Source organism: Cytobacillus sp. FSL R7-0696 (assembly GCF_038006865.1).
Lineage (GTDB): Bacteria > Bacillota > Bacilli > Bacillales > Cytobacillaceae > Cytobacillus > Cytobacillus kochii.
In genome coordinates this window covers 1,166,702-1,188,126 of the sequence record NZ_JBBOWA010000001.1, presented here as the reverse complement: position 1 = coordinate 1,188,126, position 21,425 = coordinate 1,166,702, and the positions used below count along the sequence as shown (strand labels likewise).

18 protein-coding genes, 12 tRNA genes and 3 rRNA genes are annotated in these 21,425 nt (G+C 41.7%); 31 read left to right on the top strand and 2 right to left on the bottom strand.

Annotation, left to right across the window (positions count from 1 at the left end; translation table 11 throughout):
- The first annotated feature begins 357 nt into the window (after nucleotides 1-357).
- The 9 genes from MKX29_RS06250 to MKX29_RS06210 all read left to right on the top strand — a co-directional run bounded on the left by MKX29_RS06250 (nucleotide 358) and on the right by MKX29_RS06210 (nucleotide 7,509).
- The gene (locus tag MKX29_RS06250) at nucleotides 358-1,176 is read left to right on the top strand and encodes an STAS domain-containing protein (protein WP_095370823.1); all 819 of its coding nucleotides are present in this window, start codon (nucleotides 358-360) and stop codon (nucleotides 1,174-1,176) included.
- Between the two features lie 4 nt (nucleotides 1,177-1,180).
- Complete coding sequence (locus MKX29_RS06245; RefSeq protein WP_066192954.1) at nucleotides 1,181-1,537, top strand: STAS domain-containing protein; 357 nt, start codon at nucleotides 1,181-1,183, stop codon at nucleotides 1,535-1,537.
- Between the two features lie 4 nt (nucleotides 1,538-1,541).
- Nucleotides 1,542-1,943, top strand: a complete 402-nt coding sequence (locus MKX29_RS06240; RefSeq protein WP_095370822.1) for an anti-sigma regulatory factor — start codon at nucleotides 1,542-1,544, stop codon at nucleotides 1,941-1,943.
- 12 nt (nucleotides 1,944-1,955) lie between these two features.
- Nucleotides 1,956-2,969, top strand: a complete 1,014-nt coding sequence (locus MKX29_RS06235) for a PP2C family protein-serine/threonine phosphatase (RefSeq protein WP_095370821.1) — start codon at nucleotides 1,956-1,958, stop codon at nucleotides 2,967-2,969.
- Between the two features lie 60 nt (nucleotides 2,970-3,029).
- Nucleotides 3,030-3,362, top strand: coding sequence for an anti-sigma factor antagonist (locus MKX29_RS06230; protein ID WP_095370820.1), 333 nt, complete (start codon nucleotides 3,030-3,032; stop codon nucleotides 3,360-3,362).
- The gene (gene rsbW, locus MKX29_RS06225; RefSeq protein ID WP_095370819.1) at nucleotides 3,359-3,832 is read left to right on the top strand and encodes an anti-sigma B factor RsbW; all 474 of its coding nucleotides are present in this window, start codon (nucleotides 3,359-3,361) and stop codon (nucleotides 3,830-3,832) included. The genes MKX29_RS06230 and rsbW overlap by 4 nt, the downstream gene beginning before the upstream one ends.
- Nucleotides 3,810-4,604 carry an RNA polymerase sigma factor SigB gene (gene sigB, locus MKX29_RS06220; protein ID WP_224938126.1) on the top strand — a complete coding sequence of 265 codons (795 nt, stop codon included), beginning with the start codon at nucleotides 3,810-3,812 and terminating at the stop codon, nucleotides 4,602-4,604. Before rsbW ends, sigB begins: the two co-directional genes overlap by 23 nt.
- Complete coding sequence (locus MKX29_RS06215; protein ID WP_224938125.1) at nucleotides 4,601-5,194, top strand: PP2C family serine/threonine-protein phosphatase; 594 nt, start codon at nucleotides 4,601-4,603, stop codon at nucleotides 5,192-5,194. Before sigB ends, MKX29_RS06215 begins: the two co-directional genes overlap by 4 nt.
- A 149-nt stretch (nucleotides 5,195-5,343) precedes the next feature.
- Nucleotides 5,344-7,509, top strand: coding sequence for a Tex family protein (locus tag MKX29_RS06210; protein WP_341104661.1), 2,166 nt, complete (start codon nucleotides 5,344-5,346; stop codon nucleotides 7,507-7,509).
- A 78-nt stretch (nucleotides 7,510-7,587) separates the two neighbouring features.
- Here MKX29_RS06210 and cmpA read toward each other — a convergent pair whose 3' ends face one another.
- Nucleotides 7,588-7,707, bottom strand: a complete 120-nt coding sequence (gene cmpA, locus MKX29_RS06205) for a cortex morphogenetic protein CmpA (protein WP_095370816.1) — start codon at nucleotides 7,705-7,707, stop codon at nucleotides 7,588-7,590.
- A gap of 115 nt (nucleotides 7,708-7,822) precedes the next feature.
- On the opposite strand from cmpA, the gene MKX29_RS06200 reads away from it, so the two are divergent.
- From MKX29_RS06200 to tsaD, 21 genes are all read left to right on the top strand, one after another.
- The gene (locus MKX29_RS06200) at nucleotides 7,823-8,278 is read left to right on the top strand and encodes a SprT family protein (RefSeq protein ID WP_341104659.1); all 456 of its coding nucleotides are present in this window, start codon (nucleotides 7,823-7,825) and stop codon (nucleotides 8,276-8,278) included.
- 91 nt (nucleotides 8,279-8,369) lie between these two features.
- Nucleotides 8,370-8,444: transfer RNA gene (locus MKX29_RS06195), tRNA-Asn, on the top strand.
- A gap of 4 nt (nucleotides 8,445-8,448) precedes the next feature.
- Nucleotides 8,449-8,539 (top strand) — tRNA-Ser (locus MKX29_RS06190).
- A gap of 40 nt (nucleotides 8,540-8,579) precedes the next feature.
- A tRNA-Glu gene (locus MKX29_RS06185) sits at nucleotides 8,580-8,651 on the top strand.
- 15 nt (nucleotides 8,652-8,666) lie between these two features.
- Nucleotides 8,667-8,743, top strand: a tRNA-Asp gene (locus tag MKX29_RS06180).
- Between the two features lie 11 nt (nucleotides 8,744-8,754).
- A tRNA-Gln gene (locus MKX29_RS06175) sits at nucleotides 8,755-8,829 on the top strand.
- A 7-nt stretch (nucleotides 8,830-8,836) separates the two neighbouring features.
- Nucleotides 8,837-8,909 (top strand) — tRNA-Lys (locus MKX29_RS06170).
- Between the two features lie 15 nt (nucleotides 8,910-8,924).
- Nucleotides 8,925-9,011, top strand: a tRNA-Leu gene (locus MKX29_RS06165).
- A 65-nt stretch (nucleotides 9,012-9,076) separates the two neighbouring features.
- Nucleotides 9,077-9,153 (top strand) — tRNA-Arg (locus tag MKX29_RS06160).
- An 8-nt stretch (nucleotides 9,154-9,161) separates the two neighbouring features.
- A tRNA-Pro gene (locus MKX29_RS06155) sits at nucleotides 9,162-9,238 on the top strand.
- Between the two features lie 25 nt (nucleotides 9,239-9,263).
- Nucleotides 9,264-9,337: transfer RNA gene (locus MKX29_RS06150), tRNA-Gly, on the top strand.
- Between the two features lie 118 nt (nucleotides 9,338-9,455).
- Nucleotides 9,456-11,004: ribosomal RNA gene (locus tag MKX29_RS06145) — 16S ribosomal RNA — on the top strand.
- A 325-nt stretch (nucleotides 11,005-11,329) separates the two neighbouring features.
- Nucleotides 11,330-14,262 (top strand): 23S ribosomal RNA (locus MKX29_RS06140).
- 233 nt (nucleotides 14,263-14,495) lie between these two features.
- Nucleotides 14,496-14,612, top strand: a 5S ribosomal RNA gene (gene rrf, locus MKX29_RS06135).
- Together the 16S, 23S and 5S rRNA genes with 12 tRNA genes alongside form the textbook arrangement of a ribosomal RNA operon.
- Nucleotides 14,613-14,638: 26 nt before the next feature.
- Nucleotides 14,639-14,712: transfer RNA gene (locus MKX29_RS06130), tRNA-Met, on the top strand.
- Nucleotides 14,713-14,715: 3 nt separating this feature from the next.
- Nucleotides 14,716-14,792: transfer RNA gene (locus MKX29_RS06125), tRNA-Asp, on the top strand.
- A 469-nt stretch (nucleotides 14,793-15,261) separates the two neighbouring features.
- On the top strand, nucleotides 15,262-15,891 hold the full coding sequence (locus tag MKX29_RS06120) for a hypothetical protein (protein WP_341104658.1): 630 nt from the start codon (nucleotides 15,262-15,264) through the stop codon (nucleotides 15,889-15,891).
- Nucleotides 15,892-15,952: 61 nt separating this feature from the next.
- The gene (gene tsaE, locus MKX29_RS06115; protein WP_224939216.1) at nucleotides 15,953-16,408 is read left to right on the top strand and encodes a tRNA (adenosine(37)-N6)-threonylcarbamoyltransferase complex ATPase subunit type 1 TsaE; all 456 of its coding nucleotides are present in this window, start codon (nucleotides 15,953-15,955) and stop codon (nucleotides 16,406-16,408) included.
- Nucleotides 16,405-17,112 (top strand): tRNA (adenosine(37)-N6)-threonylcarbamoyltransferase complex dimerization subunit type 1 TsaB, encoded by a 708-nt coding sequence (gene tsaB, locus MKX29_RS06110; protein WP_341104654.1) that lies wholly within the window; start codon nucleotides 16,405-16,407, stop codon nucleotides 17,110-17,112. Before tsaE ends, tsaB begins: the two co-directional genes overlap by 4 nt.
- A complete protein-coding gene (rimI, locus tag MKX29_RS06105) occupies nucleotides 17,109-17,561 on the top strand; it encodes a ribosomal protein S18-alanine N-acetyltransferase (protein WP_224939218.1) in 453 nt (150 codons plus the stop codon). The genes tsaB and rimI overlap by 4 nt, the downstream gene beginning before the upstream one ends.
- On the top strand, nucleotides 17,558-18,580 hold the full coding sequence (gene tsaD, locus MKX29_RS06100; protein ID WP_224939219.1) for a tRNA (adenosine(37)-N6)-threonylcarbamoyltransferase complex transferase subunit TsaD: 1,023 nt from the start codon (nucleotides 17,558-17,560) through the stop codon (nucleotides 18,578-18,580). Before rimI ends, tsaD begins: the two co-directional genes overlap by 4 nt.
- Before the next feature lie 284 nt (nucleotides 18,581-18,864).
- Here tsaD and MKX29_RS06095 read toward each other — a convergent pair whose 3' ends face one another.
- Complete coding sequence (locus MKX29_RS06095; protein WP_341104650.1) at nucleotides 18,865-20,790, bottom strand: ABC-F family ATP-binding cassette domain-containing protein; 1,926 nt, start codon at nucleotides 20,788-20,790, stop codon at nucleotides 18,865-18,867.
- 143 nt (nucleotides 20,791-20,933) lie between these two features.
- Here MKX29_RS06095 and moaC point away from each other — a divergent pair, with 143 nt between their 5' ends.
- Nucleotides 20,934-21,416 carry a cyclic pyranopterin monophosphate synthase MoaC gene (gene moaC, locus MKX29_RS06090; protein WP_095370808.1) on the top strand — a complete coding sequence of 161 codons (483 nt, stop codon included), beginning with the start codon at nucleotides 20,934-20,936 and terminating at the stop codon, nucleotides 21,414-21,416.
- Nucleotides 21,417-21,425: the final 9 nt, after the last annotated feature.

Here is a 21,425-nt window from a genome sequence, read left to right as displayed (position 1 = left end):
ATGCTTCCTAATCTTAAACAAGTCCATTCATTGTAATGATAGGACTTATTAATATATGTAATACACTTATTGAAACGAGCTTAAACTTTAAATCCCCCAATTTTATATTTGAGATATTCTTCTGAACAAAAAAAATAAAAGGAATTTAATGTTTTAGGTTTGATAATAAGCAAAAAAGGGTACACACTTAATTTGGATATATTGTTAAAGACGATTCAAATAGAAAGCGTTATAATATAGGCAATAGTTGTAGATTTTTGCTGGATTTTTTACAATCATGTAGATTTTTTTACAATCAATGATAATAAGGAAAAACTAACCAATAGATGTGCTAGTATAGGAGGTAAGGGAAGACAAATGACTTTGAAATATATTCAACACAATAAAGAAGATATTTTTAAAGAATGGTTGAACCGATTGAAAGAAGATTCTGACGAAACAATTACCAATGTCATCCTAGATCAAAACTTCGAGACATATGGAAGAGAGTTAGTGGAGCTCGCTATCTTGAAAATTTCTGGCAAAAAGGACGAGTACGAACGTCAATCAGAGAATTTTTCAGATAGAATTGTCAGTTTAGGCTGGCCTCTACGTTTTGTCGTAAATGCTCTAGATGTACTGGGCGATGTTGTATTTGATGAAATGGTCAAAGATAAGTATATTCGTCCAGAGAATGAAGCGAAAGTGATGCATGATTTGAATCATTGGTTAAAAGCGATGAATAGTGAAATAATTAATGATTACACTGTTTCTTGGGAAAGAACGATCGCTAATCAAAAGATTGCATTGCAAGAACTATCGGCACCTTTAATTCCTGTATTTGAAGGCATTACAGTTATGCCATTAATTGGGATGATCGATACAGAACGTGCGAAGCAAATTATGGAAAACCTTCTTCAAGGTGTGGTAAAACATCGTTCAGAAGTTGTCTTGATTGATATCACAGGTGTCCCTGTTGTTGATACAATGGTTGCTCACCATATTATCCAAGCAGCAGATGCAGTCCACTTAGTAGGAGCAAAATGCATGCTTGTAGGTATTCGTTCGGAAATTGCGCAAACGATTGTGAGCCTGGGTATCGACTTAAACCGAATTATTACGAAAAATACGATGAAATCAGGCGTAGAAGCAGCATTGGAAATGACTAAACGTAAAATTGTGCCATTGGAGGGGTGACGTTTTGAGAATTCCGATTTTAAAACTACATGATTGTTTACTTGTTTCTATTCAATGGGAACTAGATGACCAGACGGCACTTCAATTTCAAGAAGACTTGTTAAAGAAAATACATGATACAAGTGCAAATGGTGTTGTAATCGATTTAACATCAATAGATTTTATTGATTCTTTTATCGCTAAAGTATTAGGTGATGTGATTGAAATGTCCCATTTAATGGGTGCTAAAGTTGTCATTACAGGCATTCAACCAGCAGTAGCAATTACGTTAACTGAATTAGGAATCGGTCTGAATAATGTATTGACCGCCCTAGATTTAGAAAAAGGTTTGGAGAAATTACAACAGGAATTGGGGGAATAGCCGAATGGACAACCAATCCTGCGTTAAAATAATCAATGAATGGGATATCGTTTCAGCGCGTCAGCTTGGTAGGAATGTTGCAAAAGAGCTGGGCTTTGGGACGGTTGACCAAGCAAGAATTACAACAGCAATAAGTGAACTTGCGAGAAACATATTCTTATATGCAGGTCAAGGTCAAATTTGTATAGAGAAGCTCTATGAAAATGGCAAAACGGGACTAAGATTATTATCGATTGATAGTGGTCCAGGTATTAAAGATTTGCGCCAAGTAATGGAGGACGGATATTCGACATCGGGCGGACTAGGAGCAGGTCTCCCAGGGGTAAAAAGACTGATGGATGATTTTCAAATAGATTCAAGCCCAGGTGAAGGTACAGATATAAGGGCGATTAAATGGCTCCGTTAGGGGGAACTTGAGATGGATTTCAGACAGAAATTGGAGTCCAAATATAGAGAGATATTAACGAATTATTTAGCTGACCGTTCAGAGCAGGCATTATATCAAGGACAAAAGTTAAGTAGGAATGCAATTGAACGGAACATTCCTCCAGAGGAAATTGTCAGCATCCATAGAAATATTATGGCTGAGATGTTTCCAGAAAAATTTAACGATAGAATGCAGGAGTCTTTTGATATACTGCTTGAAGTGATGGTGGCATATGGTTTTGCTTACCGCGAACACCAAAATTTAAAGCATATTCAACAGGAATTAAGAACCGAAATGGAAATCGCGGCTAATGTGCAAAAAACATTGCTTGGGACAGAGATTCCATGTAAAAAAGACATGGATATTGGAGCAATCAGCGTTCCAGCAAAACATATGAATGGTGATTATTTTAATTTTGTTGAGGATGAAAATAATAGTGTAAGTATCGCGATAGCTGATGTTATTGGAAAAGGGCTACCAGCAGCCCTTTGTATGTCTATGATTAAATATGCTATGGACAGTTTGCCAGAAAATCGTAAAACACCTACTTTGGTGTTGGAGAATTTAAATCGTGTTGTGGAACAAAATGTTGATTTAACTATGTTTATTACGATGTTTTATGGCACATACCATATCGATCATCATATCTTTTCCTATGCCTCTGCTGGGCACGAACCGGGCTTGTTTTATCATGCGGAAACACAGACATTTTCTGAGTTGCCTGCAAAGGGTTTATTATTAGGTATTGAAAAGAATACGAAATATAGAAAGTACGAAAAAGAAGTGATGCCTGGGGATATGATTATTTTGATGTCTGATGGCGTAACTGAATCAAGAACAAAAGAAGGCTTTATTGAACGTGAAGAATTATTGGCCTTAATCGAGAAAAATATACACTTAAAAGCACAAAATATCGTGCAAAACGTATATAAAGAACTTGAAAAATTACAAGATTTCCAATTAAGGGATGATTTTACTTTAATTATATTAAGAAGAAATGTTTAAGCTAAAATTAAAAGGGTAAATGAGGAGTAACCAGCTATTCCTAAAAGGTGGGCAAAAAATATGAACATTAATATAGATGTAAATCATAATCAAAATATTACTGAGGTAACTGTAGGTGGAGAGATTGATGTATACACTGCACCAGAATTAAAGAAAGAACTTATACCGCTTTCTGAAAAAGATAATGTGGAGATGATTGTTGATCTTTCGGGTGTATCCTATATGGATAGCACCGGGTTAGGTGTTTTTGTAGGACTTTTTAAAAATGTACGTGCGCACGATGGTCAATTTAAAATCATTGGGCTTTCTAGTCGTTTAAAAAGGCTGTTCGAAATTACTGGTCTTGCTGACATTATTGATATCAGCACCAAAATGGAAGGTGAAAAGAAATGACCGAGTCGTACGACTACATTGAGATGAAAATCCCATCGAAGCCGGAATACGTCGGTATTATTAGATTAACCTTATCTGGTATTGCCAGTAGAATGGGATTTAACTATGACGAAATTGAAGATTTGAAGATTGCAACGAGTGAAGCTTGTACAAATGCAGTTCAGCATGCATACAAAAACAACGAAAATGGTGAAGTGCTTGTAGGATTCGGCCTTTATAAAAATAAATTAGAAGTCATGGTTGCGGATGAAGGTGAGAGCTTGGATTTTCAACAAGCAAGAGACAGTGCAGGTCCTTACCAAGCAAATGATTCTGTTGAATTTTTACGAGAAGGAGGATTAGGCCTTTACCTAATAGAAACATTAATGGATGAAGTGAAAATTCATCATCAAAAAGGTGTAACAGTCTTTATGACTAAGTACCTAGAAGGAGAGCAGGTGGAGAGTGATGCAGAAGCAATCTCAACCTAAACAACGATCAAAAGAAGAGATTAATGATCTCATACAACAATATCAATTACATCAGGACGAATACGCACAGGAACAACTTGTTGAACAGTATTACAAATTGGTTGAATCCATCGCACGAAAATATTCTAAAGGTAGACCTTATCACGAAGATATTGTTCAAGTAGGTGTGATTGGACTACTTGGTGCAATTCGTAGATATGACGCCTCTTTTGGTAAAACGTTTGAAGCATTTGCTATTCCGACAATCATCGGTGAGATTAAACGTTTCTTACGAGACAAGACTTGGAGCGTGCATGTACCGAGACGAATAAAAGAATTAGGGCCCAAGATTAAAGCTACGGCGGAAGAATTAACAACTGCTTTGCAACGTTCGCCTAAGGTCGAGGAAATTGCTGATGCTCTAGAAGTAACAGAAGAAGAAGTTTTAGAAGCAATGGAGATGGGCAAAAGTTATCAGGCGTTATCAGTTGACCATTCCATTGAAGCTGATTCTGACGGTGGTACTGTTACGCTCCTGGATATTGTCGGTAATGTGGATGATGGCTATGAAAAAGTCAATCAAATGCTCGTACTTGAAAAAGTGTTGCATGTTTTATCAGATCGAGAGAAACAAGTTATCCAGTATACATTTCTAGAAAATCTAAGCCAAAAAGAAACAGGGGAAAGACTGGATATTTCTCAAATGCATGTATCAAGGCTGCAAAGAAGAGCAATTAAAAAATTGCAAGAAGCCATCCATGCCGAAAATGAAGGCTCGGAGTATATTCTATGATGAATGATCCACATCAAATGGACGTCATTACCGATCAGCTTGCTAAACGTGGTCAGTCCGTTTGTGGTGATTCTTTTTATTATCACACAACTGATGATTATTTTATTTGTGTATTAGCTGATGGTTTAGGTAGTGGAGAATATGCAAATGAAGCTTCATCTGCTGTTGTCAATACAGTTAGAGAAAATCACGATTTAGATATTTCAACCATTATGGATTTAAGTAATCAGTCACTTTTACATAAAAGAGGCGCTGCAGTAGGTGTGATTAAGATTAATTTTCACACAAAAGAATTAGCCTACTGTTGTACTGGAAATATTCGTTTTTTCTTTTATGGAGATACTGAAAAGCTCATTTACCCTCTGCCAACATCGGGTTATTTGTCAGGAAAGCGTCAAGCATTTAAAATTCACCGTTTTGATTATACAAACGGAATTAAATTCTTGATGTTTTCAGATGGATACCCCATTTCTGGTATAAAAAAACTGATGAATAAATATTTACCAATCGAAGCAACTGCGAAGTTAATTAGGGCGCAGAACATGAATCTTATAGACGATGCAACATTTATAATCGGAAGCTTGCAATGATTGTTTCAATCAGCAAGCTTTTTGTTTTGCTCTTTTATACTCTACATAAAACACGAATCAAGACGGGGCTATAGCCAAAAATGCTTTACCTTTAAAATTTTGGTAGAATAAAGCAATAGTACAGTTTGCACTTAGGAAGGTGAAGAGACATGGATGATAAGAAAGATATTTTTGAACGAATAGCAAAAGAATTTTCATTATCCACAAAACAAATTGATCGAACCATCGCGTTAATTGAAGAGGGAAATACCGTTCCGTTTATTGCGCGTTATCGAAAAGAAATGACCGGTGCGTTAAATGAAGTACAAATCAAAGATATTGTTGAAAGATGGCAATACATACAAAACGTAAAGCAGAGAAAACAAGAAGTACTTAGGTTAATAGAAGAGCAAGGGAAATTAACCCCGGAATTATCTAATCAAATAGAAAAAGCGGAGAAATTGCAGGAAGTAGAAGATTTATATCGTCCGTACAAACAAAAAAGAAGAACAAAAGCAACCGTAGCGAAAGAAAAAGAGCTAGAACCATTAGCCACTTGGTTATTATCCTATCAAAATGATGATACGCCTGAAGAAAAAGCAACACACTTCCTAAATGAGGAAAAAGGTGTCACAACAGTTGAAGAAGCGCTTCAGGGAGCGCGAGATATCATTGCAGAAATGGTATCTGATGATGCGCAAAGTAGGAAGTGGATTCGCGAAAAAACATATAAACTAGGAATGATTGAATCAACTGTAAAAGATGAAAGCATCGACGAAAAGCATGTGTATGAGATGTATTATGACTATAGTGAAAACGTAGGTAAAATTGTTCCTCACCGTATACTAGCATTCAATCGTGGGGAAAAAGAAGGCGTGCTGAAAGTCAGTATTAAGGTGGAACAAGAGCCAATCTTACAGTATTTAAATCGAAAATGGATCACTGTATCAAACCATATCAATGCACCATTTGTGGAAGAGGCGATTGAAGATGGTTATAAACGCTTAATTCAACCATCAATTGAAAGAGAATTAAGGGGTGAACTTACTGAAAAAGGTGAGGAACAAGCGATTAAAATTTTCTCTGAAAATCTTAAGAATCTCCTTTTACAACCACCGCTAAAAGGGAAAGTCGTCCTTGCGGTAGATCCAGCTTATCGTACAGGCTGCAAATTAGCGGTCATTGATGAAACAGGTAAGGTATTAAAGATTGATGTAATCTATCCTCATCCGCCTGTTTCTAAATTAGGTGTAGCCAAAGATAAAGTCCTTTCCATGCTCAAAGCATATGAAGTGAAGATGGTGGCCATAGGTAATGGAACGGCATCAAGAGAAACAGAACAGTTTATTGCTGACTTATTAAAAGAATTGAATGAAGAAATCTATTATTTAATCGTAAATGAAGCGGGGGCAAGTGTCTATTCCGCATCTGATATCGCACGTGAAGAATTCCCTGACTTTCAAGTTGAAGAAAGAAGCGCTGTTTCAATCGGGAGGAGACTACAAGATCCACTTGCTGAATTAGTAAAAATTGACCCTAAATCAGTCGGTGTCGGTCAATACCAACATGATGTCTCTCAAAAAAGGTTAACGGAATCATTAGATTTTGTTGTCGAGACGGCTGTAAACCAAGTTGGAGTGAATGTGAACACAGCTTCTCCATCACTATTACAACATGTAGCTGGTCTATCGAAGGCTGTCGCAACGAATATCGTTAAGAAAAGAGAAGAAGAAGGCAAATTTACTAATCGAAAACAATTAAAGAAAATTCCTCGATTAGGCGCGAAAACGTACGAGCAAGCCATTGGATTTTTACGAATTGTTGATGGAGAAGAAGCATTAGACAGAACATCGATTCACCCTGAAACCTATGGGGAAGTAGGTAAATTGCTTAAAATGTTAAAGATGAGTTCTAACGATTTAGGCTCTGCACAATTAATCGAAGCGCTAAGCCAGTTATCTATAAAAGAAACAGCAGAAGAGTTAAATATTGGTGAATTAACGCTCAAGGATATAATTGATGCATTAATGAAACCTGGTCGAGACCCTAGGGATGAATTACCTGCTCCGCTATTAAAGAAAGAAGTATTAAAGCTGGATGATTTGAAGGAAGGGATGGAACTTCAAGGGACTGTCCGAAATGTAGTTGATTTCGGAGCTTTTGTAGATATTGGCGTGAAGCAAGATGGGTTAGTCCATATCTCAAAGCTAAGTAATCGGTTTGTGAAACATCCGTTAGATGTCGTATCTGTTGGTGATGTTGTTACTGTATGGGTTGATTCGGTAGATCAACAAAAAGGCAGAGTGGCGTTAACCATGCTCCAACAAGGTAAATAAATAAGCATAAAAAGCCGTGGTATTTCCCCCAACGGCTTTTTATGTAGTTCATTGTGGGGTTGTTTGAGAAGGAGTTTCCTACGTACCAGAACAATGCTTCTTTCTATAAAAGTACCAGCATTGATTCAATAATTTAATTTGATAACGGTCCTTCTCTAAGAAAGCACGTTTCATTTGGTTCTGTAACCAAACAGGCATGGAATAGCCTCCTTTCTCTCACTTTCCACGGTCCTTTATGCTATGCTAATGTATATCAATTGTATGCGCCTATAGGTTGTCACGTGCTAATTTTATCCTTGAAAGGAGTGAAGAAATGAGTGATAAGGAATTACAAAGGTTAGTTGAAGAAGTATCCTTGAGGTGGTTCGATCTTCCTTTTCGTCATACAGCGAAATTCAATAGTAGATTAAGAACAACCGGAGGACGATATATGCTGTCTGATCACCGCATTGAAATTAATCCGACATATTATCAGCATCTAGGAATGGAAGAATTAGTTGGTATTATTAAACATGAACTATGTCATTACCATCTGCATTTGGCTGGGGCAGGCTATCAACATCGAGATAGTGATTTTCGGAGGCTAATGGCTAAAGTAGGTGCACCGAGGCATTGTTCGTCTTTACCTCAGAAAGTTTCTTACATTAAGTATAAATGTAACCAGTGCAATCAACTTTATAGAAGGAAGCGTCGAATCAACACAAACAAGTATAGATGTGGCCAATGTATGGGCAAATTAGTGTTAATATCTGCTGATAAAAATAATTGAAATTCATGCTTGACTTTTTACATGGTGGTAATTATAATTTAAAGAGTCGATAAGGCAGTGCTTGTTGACTACATATTCTCTTTTAACATATTCCGCAGTAGCTCAGTGGTAGAGCATTCGGCTGTTAACCGAACGGTCGTAGGTTCGAATCCTACCTGCGGAGCCATTTTGGAGAAGTACTCAAGTGGCTGAAGAGGCGCCCCTGCTAAGGGTGTAGGTCGGGCAACTGGCGCGAGGGTTCAAATCCCTCCTTCTCCGCCATTCTTATATACATATTTGTTTTTTCTTTTTTTTATGTTATGGCCCCTTGGTCAAGCGGTTAAGACACCGCCCTTTCACGGCGGTAACACGGGTTCGAATCCCGTAGGGGTCATCTTTTTAAAGGTTAGGTCCGGTAGTTCAGTTGGTTAGAATGCCTGCCTGTCACGCAGGAGGTCGCGGGTTCGAGTCCCGTCCGGACCGCCATATCTTAATAATGGGCTATAGCCAAGCGGTAAGGCAACGGATTTTGATTCCGTCATTCGCAGGTTCGATCCCTGCTAGCCCAGCCATTTTTATGAGCCATTAGCTCAGTTGGTAGAGCATCTGACTTTTAATCAGAGGGTCGAAGGTTCGAGTCCTTCATGGCTCATCTTAAACAATTTATGCGGTCGTGGCGGAATGGCAGACGCGCTAGGTTGAGGGCCTAGTGGGTGAATAACCCGTGGAGGTTCAAGTCCTCTCGGCCGCACCAAAAAGATTTAAAAAAATACTTGACTCATTAAAATTAGTGTGATATTATAATAGAGTTGCTTCAAGGCGCCCGTAGCTCAATTGGATAGAGCGTTTGACTACGGATCAAAAGGTTAGGGGTTCGACTCCTCTCGGGCGCGCCATATACTTACGGGAAGTAGCTCAGCTTGGTAGAGCACTTGGTTTGGGACCAAGGGGTCGCAGGTTCGAATCCTGTCTTCCCGACCATGCGAAACCAACAAATTAATTAAATGCGGGTGTAGTTTAGTGGTAAAACCTCAGCCTTCCAAGCTGATGATGAGGGTTCGATTCCCTTCACCCGCTCCATTACCGAAAAAGATTGTTCTTTGAAAACTGAACGAACGTAAAACGTCAAGCGTAATTCTAAAAAAGCTGATTTATCAGCAACAAAGCACCATAGGTGCAAATGAGCTAATCAAACACTTTATTGGAGAGTTTGATCCTGGCTCAGGACGAACGCTGGCGGCGTGCCTAATACATGCAAGTCGAGCGAATCTGAGGGAGCTTGCTCCCAAAGATTAGCGGCGGACGGGTGAGTAACACGTGGGCAACCTGCCTGTAAGACTGGGATAACTCCGGGAAACCGGGGCTAATACCGGATAATATCTATTTATACATATAATTAGATTGAAAGATGGTTCTGCTATCACTTACAGATGGGCCCGCGGCGCATTAGCTAGTTGGTGAGGTAACGGCTCACCAAGGCGACGATGCGTAGCCGACCTGAGAGGGTGATCGGCCACACTGGGACTGAGACACGGCCCAGACTCCTACGGGAGGCAGCAGTAGGGAATCTTCCGCAATGGACGAAAGTCTGACGGAGCAACGCCGCGTGAGTGATGAAGGTTTTCGGATCGTAAAACTCTGTTGTTAGGGAAGAACAAGTACCGGAGTAACTGCCGGTACCTTGACGGTACCTAACCAGAAAGCCACGGCTAACTACGTGCCAGCAGCCGCGGTAATACGTAGGTGGCAAGCGTTGTCCGGAATTATTGGGCGTAAAGCGCGCGCAGGCGGTTCTTTAAGTCTGATGTGAAAGCCCACGGCTCAACCGTGGAGGGTCATTGGAAACTGGGGAACTTGAGTGCAGAAGAGGAAAGTGGAATTCCAAGTGTAGCGGTGAAATGCGTAGAGATTTGGAGGAACACCAGTGGCGAAGGCGACTTTCTGGTCTGTAACTGACGCTGAGGCGCGAAAGCGTGGGGAGCAAACAGGATTAGATACCCTGGTAGTCCACGCCGTAAACGATGAGTGCTAAGTGTTAGAGGGTTTCCGCCCTTTAGTGCTGCAGCAAACGCATTAAGCACTCCGCCTGGGGAGTACGACCGCAAGGTTGAAACTCAAAGGAATTGACGGGGGCCCGCACAAGCGGTGGAGCATGTGGTTTAATTCGAAGCAACGCGAAGAACCTTACCAGGTCTTGACATCCTCTGACAATCCTAGAGATAGGACTTTCCCCTTCGGGGGACAGAGTGACAGGTGGTGCATGGTTGTCGTCAGCTCGTGTCGTGAGATGTTGGGTTAAGTCCCGCAACGAGCGCAACCCTTGATCTTAGTTGCCAGCATTCAGTTGGGCACTCTAAGGTGACTGCCGGTGACAAACCGGAGGAAGGTGGGGATGACGTCAAATCATCATGCCCCTTATGACCTGGGCTACACACGTGCTACAATGGATGGTACAAAGGGCTGCAAGACCGCGAGGTTTAGCCAATCCCATAAAACCATTCTCAGTTCGGATTGTAGGCTGCAACTCGCCTACATGAAGCCGGAATCGCTAGTAATCGCGGATCAGCATGCCGCGGTGAATACGTTCCCGGGCCTTGTACACACCGCCCGTCACACCACGAGAGTTTGTAACACCCGAAGTCGGTGGGGTAACCTTTTGGAGCCAGCCGCCTAAGGTGGGACAGATGATTGGGGTGAAGTCGTAACAAGGTAGCCGTATCGGAAGGTGCGGCTGGATCACCTCCTTTCTAAGGAATATACGGAATTAACTTGATGTTAGACTGTTCGTTCAGTTTTGAGAGTATAATCTCTCAATTCAATCGTTCTTTGAAAACTAGATAATGTAATGAAGAAGATTACCGAGTAATCGCCACCTTAGTTATTTTCTCTCTATATAATAGTAATAGAGTAGAGATACTAAACTTTTTTTAAAAAACACAACCGTGAGGGTTGTGAGAAGCAAGCAGTTCAAGGAAGCGAGCGAGGAAACACCGGAGTGTGCGTCTTGTGCACATGAGGATGTTGACGAGTGAGCTGACGCCGAAATGCGTAGCTTATCGCAAGCCGAACAATGGTTAAGTTAATAAGGGCGCACGGTGAATGCCTTGGCACTAGGAGCCGATGAAGGACGGGACTAACACCGATATGCTTCGGGGAGCTGTAAGTAAGCTTTGATCCGGAGATTTCCGAATGGGGAAACCCCCTATCCGTTATGGGATAGGATCCATACCTGAATACATAGGGTATGGAAGGCAGACCCGGGGAACTGAAACATCTAAGTACCCGGAGGAAGAGAAAGCAAACGCGATTCCCTGAGTAGCGGCGAGCGAAACGGGATTAGCCCAAACCAAGAGGCTTGCCTCTTGGGGTTGTAGGACATTCTATACGGAGTTACAAAGGAACGAGATAGACGAAGAGGTCTGGAAAGGCCCGCCATAGGAGGTAAAAGCCCTGTAGTTGAAACTTCGTTCCCTCCAGAGTGGATCCTGAGTACGGCGGGACACGAGAAATCCCGTCGGAAGCAGGGAGGACCATCTCCCAAGGCTAAATACTCCCTAGTGACCGATAGTGAACCAGTACCGTGAGGGAAAGGTGAAAAGCACCCCGGAAGGGGAGTGAAAGAGATCCTGAAACCGTGTGCCTACAAGTAGTTAGAGCCCGTTAATGGGTGATAGCGTGCCTTTTGTAGAATGAACCGGCGAGTTACGATTACATGCGAGGTTAAGTTGGACAGACGGAGCCGTAGCGAAAGCGAGTCTGAATAGGGCGAATGAGTATGTGGTCGTAGACCCGAAACCAGGTGATCTACCCATGTCCAGGGTGAAGTCCAGGTAACACTGGATGGAGGCCCGAACCCACGTACGTTGAAAAGTGCGGGGATGAGGTGTGGGTAGCGGAGAAATTCCAATCGAACTTGGAGATAGCTGGTTCTCTCCGAAATAGCTTTAGGGCTAGCCTCATGCGTAAGAATCTTGGAGGTAGAGCACTGTTTGGACTAGGGGCCCTCATCGGGTTACCGAATTCAGACAAACTCCGAATGCCAAAGATTTATCCATGGGAGTCAGACTGCGAGTGATAAGATCCGTAGTCAAGAGGGAAACAGCCCAGACCACCAGCTAAGGTCCCAAAGTATACGTTAAGTGGAAAAGGATGTGGAGTTGCTTAGACAACCAGGATGTTGGCTTAGAAGCAGCCACCATTTAAAGAGTGCGTAATAGCTCACTGGTCGAGTGACTCCGCGCCGAAAATGTACCGGGGCTAAACGTATCACCGAAGCTGTGGATTGAACATCGTTGATGTTCAGTGGTAGGAGAGCGTTCTAAGGGCGTTGAAGCTAGACCGTAAGGACTGGTGGAGCGCTTAGAAGTGAGAATGCCGGTATGAGTAGCGAAAGATGGGTGAGAATCCCATCCACCGAATGCCTAAGGTTTCCTGAGGAAGGCTCGTCCGCTCAGGGTTAGTCGGGACCTAAGCCGAGGCTGAAAAGCGTAGGCGATGGACAACAGGTTGATATTCCTGTACCACCGTATTCTGTTTGAGTGATGGGGGGACGCAGGAGGATAGGGTAAGCGCACGATTGGATGTGCGTCTAAGCAGTTAGAGGGACCATGAGGCAAATCCCATGGTCATATACCTTGAGCTGTGATAGCGAGGGAAATTTAGTACCGAAGTTCTTGATTCCACACTGCCAAGAAAAGCCTCTAGCGAGGAATAAGGTGCCCGTACCGCAAACCGACACAGGTAGGCGAGGAGAGAATCCTAAGGTGAGCGAGAGAACTCTCGTTAAGGAACTCGGCAAAATGACCCCGTAACTTCGGGAGAAGGGGTGCTCATTAGGGTGTTAAAGCCTTGATGAGCCGCAGTGAATAGGCCCAGGCGACTGTTTAGCAAAAACACAGGTCTCTGCGAAGCCGCAAGGCGAAGTATAGGGGCTGACGCCTGCCCGGTGCTGGAAGGTTAAGAGGAGAGGTTAGCTCACGCGAAGCTTTGAATCGAAGCCCCAGTAAACGGCGGCCGTAACTATAACGGTCCTAAGGTAGCGAAATTCCTTGTCGGGTAAGTTCCGACCCGCACGAAAGGCGTAACGATCTGGGCACTGTCTCAACGAGAGACTCGGTGAAATTATAGTACCTGTGAAGATGCAGGTTACCCGCGACAGGACGGAAAGACCCCGTGGAGCTTTACTGTAGCCTGATATTGAATTTTGGTACAGCTTGTACAGGATAGGTAGGAGCCTTAGAAGCCGGAGCGCTAGCTTCGGTGGAGGCGTCGGTGGGATACTACCCTGGCTGTATTGAAATTCTAACCCACATCCCTTATCGGGATGGGAGACAGTGTCAGGTGGGCAGTTTGACTGGGGCGGTCGCCTCCTAAAGAGTAACGGAGGCGCCCAAAGGTTCCCTCAGAATGGTTGGAAATCATTCGTAGAGTGTAAAGGCACAAGGGAGCTTGACTGCGAGACCTACAAGTCGAGCAGGGACGAAAGTCGGGCTTAGTGATCCGGTGGTTCCGCATGGAAGGGCCATCGCTCAACGGATAAAAGCTACCCCGGGGATAACAGGCTTATCTCCCCCAAGAGTCCACATCGACGGGGAGGTTTGGCACCTCGATGTCGGCTCATCGCATCCTGGGGCTGTAGTCGGTCCCAAGGGTTGGGCTGTTCGCCCATTAAAGCGGTACGCGAGCTGGGTTCAGAACGTCGTGAGACAGTTCGGTCCCTATCCGTCGTGGGCGCAGGAAATTTGAGAGGAGCTGTCCTTAGTACGAGAGGACCGGGATGGACGCACCGCTGGTGTACCAGTTGTCTTGCCAAAGGCATCGCTGGGTAGCTATGTGCGGAAGGGATAAGTGCTGAAAGCATCTAAGCATGAAGCCCCCCTCGAGATGAGATTTCCCATAGCGCAAGCTAGTAAGATCCCTGAAAGATGATCAGGTTGATAGGTTAGAGGTGGAAGTGTGGCGACACATGTAGCTGACTAATACTAATCGATCGAGGACTTAACCAAAAACGAAATGCGAAGGCGGCTCGTCCAGGAGCGACAAGCATAAGACGAATTTGACAGGAGGTTGTCCTTTAACCCCATGACAAATTTGGCTTATGACCTCGAGCTCCTAGCCGCCGCAGCTAGACAGCACTACGTAAGTAGTCGCGTCAGCAACGCATTCAGGCGATTACTCAATAAATATCTTCTTCAACATTACCTAGTTTTGAGGGAACGATTCCCTTACAATTTCATAGTCCGGTGGCGATAGCGAGAAGGTCACACCCGTTCCCATACCGAACACGGAAGTTAAGCTTCTCAGCGCCGATGGTAGTTAGGGGCTGTCCCCTTGTGAGAGTAGGACGTTGCCGGGCATATGATTTTTATAAAATAATATTATCGCGGGGTGGAGCAGTTCGGTAGCTCGTCGGGCTCATAACCCGAAGGTCGCAGGTTCAAATCCTGCCCCCGCAATCTGGTCCGGTAGTTCAGTTGGTTAGAATGCCTGCCTGTCACGCAGGAGGTCGCGGGTTCGAGTCCCGTCCGGACCGCCAGTTTAATTTTATATGTGAAACGTATCGAAACAAGGAACTTGTTTCGTTTTTTTTATGTAGAAAACGTAGGTTCTAAAGGTTCAAGTAGAATTGTTTTGTGCCTCGTAAAAAAGTACATCATGACTAATTTGTAAGTCCTTGATAGAGATATAACACTTTATTATTTACAAAAATCCTTACGTTTAATCTATCCCAATAGCTGTAATGATCAGTTTATCCTTCATATTGTATATTACTAGAGAAACTATCACTTTAGCTCGCCATTAGGCGGGTTTTCTTTTTGTCAAAAAACAAATGCAAATTAGGATGCGTAAACCAAAAATATGTTAAGTATCTTCTAAGAATAGCTATTTTTAGTTGCCTCTACGGAAATAACCGTTAAATAGTAGATACAGGCAAAAGATAGTGTTGAAAAGTTTTAGGCGGGAACGTAAGATACGAGCAAAAGAAAAAGAAAGAGAGTCGGGAATTGCGCGCAAAAGGAAGAAACGCGCAAGAGAATGAGAAAAAGAGCAAGGAATTGCGCGCAAAAGGAAGATACGCGAAAGAGAAAGAGAAAGAGAGCCGGGAATTGCGCGTAAAAGGAAGATATGCGCAAAAGAAAAAGAAAAGAGAGCCGGGAATTGCGCGTAAAAGGAAGATACGCGCAAAAGAAAAAGAAAGAGAGCCGGGAATTGCGCGTAAAAGGAAGATACGCGCAAAAGAAAAAGAAAGAGAGCCGGGAATTGCGCGTAAAAGGAAGATATGCGCAAAAGAAAGAGAAAAAGAGCAAGGAATTGCGCGCAAAAGGAAGATACGCGCAAAAGAAAAAGAAAGAGAGTCGGGAATTGCGCGCAAAAGGAAGATACGCGCAAAAGAAAAAGAAAGAGAGCAAGGAATTGCGCGTAAAAGGAAGATACGCGCAAAAGAAAAAGAAAGAGAGCAAGGAATTGCGCGCAAAAGGAAGATACGCGCAAAAGAAAGAGAAAAAGAGCCGGGAATTGCGTGCAAAAGGAAGATACGCGCAAGACAAAGAGAAAAAGAGCAAGGAATTGCGCGCAAAAGGTTACTGTCCCGACAAAACAAAGTGTTCTTTGATGTCTATGAAAAAATCATGTAAACTACATGTATATGTGTCATTATTATTGTAAATAAATGAAAGACCAAATGTAGGTGATAAAATGGATCAATTCCAGTGGGATACAAAAAATACGGAAGAAACAATGGCATTTGCAAAGAGGCTAGGAGAAAAAGCAGCTGCAGGTGATGTCATTTTATTAGAAGGTGATTTAGGGGCAGGTAAAACAACATTTACGAAAGGGCTTGCGTTAGGCCTTGGTATTGAACGAAATGTGAATAGCCCAACATTCACTATTATAAAGGAATACAATGGCCGTCTGCCTTTGTACCATATGGATGTTTACCGGGTGGAAGATGGCGATGAAGATCTTGGGTTTGATGAGTATTTTCATGGGCAGGGTGTGACCGTCGTGGAATGGGCACATCTAATAGAAGAGCAACTGCCAGAAGAAAGGTTAAAGATTGCAATCCATTATACCGGAAATGAAGAACGAAGAATAGCGCTCCATCCAAAAGGAAAACGCTATGTGAAGCTGTGTGAGGAGTTAGTAAAATGAAAATATTAGCTATAGACACGTCAAATTATACACTAGGGATCGCTCTAGTAGATGACGACAAAATTATTGGGGAATATATCACGAATATCAAAAAGAATCACTCAGTTCGTGTAATGCCCGCGATAGAAATGCTTTTAAAGGATTGCGATACGTTGCCACAAGATATCGAAAAGATTGTTGTCGCAGAAGGACCCGGTTCATATACGGGGGTAAGAATTGGTGTAACTATAGCTAAAACATTAGCTTGGACGTTGAATATACCTCTTTCAGGTGTATCGAGTCTAGCTGTTTTGGCAGCGAGTGCAGGTAATTATTTTAACGGTGTCATTTCACCGTTATTTGATGCGAGAAGAGGTCAGATTTATACTGGCTTATATCAATTTCAAGAGAGTCGGTTATTAGATCTAGCATCGGATCATCTAACGTTGACCGTTAATTGGACGCAACGTTTATTAAATAGAGAAGAACCGGTTTTATTTGTCGGTAATGATTTATCCATACACAAGGAACAAATTAAAGCAGACTTAGGGGATCGGGCATATTTTGCACGTGTAACTGAACAAAATCCTCGTCCTTCTGAATTGGCGATTTTAGGTAGAGATAAGGAAGCTGTTGATATCCATAATTTTGTCCCTAATTATATCCGTCTTGCTGAGGCAGAGGCAAAATGGATTGAAGCTACGAAAGGGAGCAAGCTCCAATGACCAGTAAATTAACGTTTCGGTTAATGAACGAAGATGATATTGATGAAGTATTAAAAGTAGAACAGGCATCTTTTTCTTCACCTTGGAGTAGAGAGGCCTTTTATAATGAAATGACATTGAACCAATTCTCGGTCTACGTTGTATTAGAAGACGAAGAAGAATTGATAGGATACGGTGGGGCATGGGTGGTCACAGACGAGGCCCATGTAACAAATGTAGCGATACTACCCAAATATAGAGGGAAGAAACTTGGCGAGGCGTTAATGGTCCAGCTGATGGATGTTGTAAAAGAAATGGGTGCCCTTAAAATGACCCTAGAAGTAAGGGTGAGTAACATGATAGCAAGACGGTTGTATAGCAAGCTAGGTTTTCAAGAAGGCGGAATTAGAAAAAATTATTATTCGGATAATCATGAAGATGCTTTAGTAATGTGGGTGAATATAAAATGAAAAAAGATCAATATATATTAGGGATAGAAACAAGCTGTGATGAAACAGCAGTAGCCATCATTAAAAATGGTAGAGAGATCATCGCTAATGTTGTCGCTTCTCAAATTGAAAGTCATAAAAGGTTTGGCGGGGTTGTACCAGAAATCGCTTCAAGGCATCATGTAGAACAAATGACCATTGTATTAGAAGAAGCGTTAAATAAAGCGAGTATGACGATGAACGATATCGATGCAGTTGCTGTGACAGAAGGTCCAGGGTTAGTGGGTGCCCTACTTGTCGGTGTAAATGCAGCGAAGGCGATTGCCTTTGCTCATCAAAAGCCACTTATTGGGGTGCACCATATAGCAGGGCATATTTATGCCAATCGCTTAATTAAAGAAATGACTTTCCCTTCGCTTGCATTAGTCGTTTCCGGGGGCCATACAGAGCTTGTTTATATGAAAGCACATGGTGATTTTGAAGTTATTGGTGAAACCCGGGATGATGCTGCTGGAGAAGCATATGATAAAGTAGCGCGAGTTCTAAATATGCCATATCCAGGAGGGCCGCATATTGATCGCCTTGCCCATGAAGGAGAAGCGACAATTAAGCTTCCTCGTGCGTGGCTAGAAGAAGGCTCCTTTGATTTTAGTTTCAGTGGATTGAAGTCTGCCGTCATCAACACAGTGCATAATGCTGAACAACGTGGAGAGACCATCTTACCAGAGGATTTAGCAGCGAGCTTTCAAGAAAGCGTCATTGAGGTATTAGTGACCAAGACCTTAAAAGCAGTAGAGGCATATGATGTGAAACAATTACTATTAGCGGGTGGCGTTGCAGCAAATAAAGGACTTCGGAAAGCATTAACAGAGACCTTTAAGAATAAGGAAGAGATAGACTTAGTCATTCCGCCATTACATTTATGCACAGATAATGCAGCGATGATTGCTGCAGTGGGGGCAATAATGTTCGAAAAAGGGATGTTCTCAGATATGAGTATGAATGCAAACCCGGGGTTAGATATACAGTTTCAACAATAATAATGAAGTCTAGTGAATCATGATCATCTATTCACTAGTCTTTTTATTTTTAGTGATGACAGAAGGTATTCACAATATCAAATAAAGTATTGGTAGTACATCAATTGTGGATAATGTTAAAATTTTCAGAGTTTTTGTTGATAAGTATCATAAAAATTGTGGATAATGTGGAAAAGTGTTGTTTTACCTATTGTTAATCCGTTTATGCTGTGAATAAAAATGTGGACAATTTACTTGAAGAAAGAAAAGCTGGGGATAATTAGATTATCCCCAGCTACGCTCAATTACATTAAATCGCCCAATTCGCTCCATTCTTCAAGTAACTGCTCGAGTTGTGCTTTTATAGCCTCATTTTTAGTTGTAATCTCGAGGACTTTCTCGTGGTCCTGGAAGATTTCAGGGTCACAGAGTTGTTCATCGTAAGTTTCAATTTGCGCTTCTAACTCTTCGATTAACTGTTCAATTTCTGTCAGCCTTCTTTTTCGTTGTCTTTCTAGTTTCTTCGCTTCTTTATCTTGTTGATAACTTTGCTTTTCTGGTTTAGTGATACTTTCTTGTGGCAGGTCTGCTGATTCAAAAAGCTCTATTTCTTCAATTTCCGCTTTTTTATCCACATAGTAATCATAATCCCCTAAAAATTCCGTTGCTCCACTTGTTGATAACTCAATCACCTTTGTTGCAATTCTATTAATAAAATAGCGGTCATGAGAGACAAAGAGGAGCGTACCTGGAAAATCAATTAGTGCATTTTCAAGAATTTCTTTACTATCAAGGTCTAAATGGTTGGTCGGCTCATCTAGTATGAGGACATTTGCTTTTTGCAACATCAACTTAGCTAGTGCTAATCTTGCTTTTTCTCCACCACTCAATGTAGAGACAATTTTCAAGACATCATCTCCAGAGAAGAGGAAGTTACCTAACACGGTACGGACATCTTTTTCAGGCATGAGAGGGTAATCATCCCAGAGCTCGTTTAATACGGTTTTATTTGAACTCAAATCAGCTTGCTGTTGGTCGTAATACCCAATGCGGATATTTGAGCCATATTGAAACGTGCCATCTAAAGCAGGTAGCTTGTCTACAAGGGTCTTCAATAAAGTCGACTTTCCAATACCATTGGGACCTACTAAAGCAATGGAATCGCCTCGAGACATGCGAAATGAAATGTGATCACTGATCTTTTCTTGTTGGTAGCCAATGGCTAAAGAGTCAGCGGTTAGCACATCATTGCCTGATTGACGTTCAATTTGAAAGCCGAATGTCGCTGATTTCACATCGCCTTGGGGGCGATCCATTCGCTCCATCTTCTCAAGCTGCTTGCGCCGGCTTTGTGCACGCTTCGTTGTCGAAGCACGGGCAAGGTTGCGTTGAACAAAGTCTTCTAGTTTCGCAATTTCTTCTTGTTGTTTTTCATACATTTTCAAATCACGTTCATAATTCGCTGCTTTTTGGTCAAGATATTTGCTGTAGTTACCAACGTATTTTTTAATATGGTTACGTGATAGTTCATATACCTGGTTGACGACTTTATCTAGGAAATAGCGGTCATGTGAGACAATTAATATAGCACCATCATAACCACTAAGATACTGCTCTAGCCAGGACAATGTTTCAATATCTAAATGGTTTGTTGGCTCATCTAAAATCAGTAAATCAGGTTTGGTTAACAATAATTTCGCAAGTGCAAGTCGCGTCCTTTGCCCCCCGCTTAATGCAGAAATTTTTGTATCATAGCTAAACGATTGAAAATTAAGGCCATGTAGTACAGAACGAATGTCTGCCTCGTATTGATAGCCACCTTGTTCTTTAAAGTTGACTTGCATTTGATCATAGGTTTTTAAAATTTTATCGTAAGCTTCACCGTTTTCGATGAGTGTTGCATCGCCCATCTGTGTTTCTAGTAAGCGCAATTCCTTCTCTTGTTTACGCAAATAATCAAACACGGTAAGCATTTCTTCCCAAATAGATAGCTCAGATTCTAGTCCTGTATTTTGTGCAAGATAACCGATTTTGGTTTCTTTCGATTGAATAATTTCACCGGAATCATAGGACATATGTCCAGCAATAATTTTTAAAAGAGTTGATTTTCCCGCACCATTACGTCCAACTAATGCAATGCGGTCTCTCGTTTGTACTTCAAGCTTTATATTCATTAATATAGGATCAGCCACAAAACTTTTCGAAAGCTGATTAACCTGTAATAATATCATTATATTTCACCTCTGTTATAGTGATAGTGTACCTTAATCAGGTGAGGTTCGGCAATAAAGTCACTATTTGGATAGAATATATAAAAAACTACATTACACAGATGAATCAAAATAGTGTATCATTTTCATGTGAGGTGTTATGAATGGCTGAATTTACACATTTTAATGAAGAAGGCAGAGCGAAGATGGTGGATGTGAGTGAAAAACCACAAACTGCCCGTACAGCAATTGCTCATAGTAGTATTGAGCTAAATCAAGAAATCTATCAGAAGATTACTGATGGCACGATGAAAAAGGGTGATGTGCTTGCTGTTGCTCAAGTGGCAGGCATTATGGCTGCAAAAAAGACATCTGATATCATCCCGATGTGTCATCCACTCGCCTTAACCGGAATTGATATATCCTTCAATTGGGAAGAGGTAGAGGATCAGTATGTGTTACATATTGATTGTACAGTGAAAACAAATGGGCATACCGGAGTAGAAATGGAAGCGTTGACAGCTGCTACAGCTACCGCTTTAACGGTATATGATATGTGCAAAGCAGTAGATAAAGGCATGGTAATAGGACCAACATATTTAGTAGAGAAAACCGGTGGTAAAAACGGTGATTTTAGAAGGGCTTAAGTAAATGGA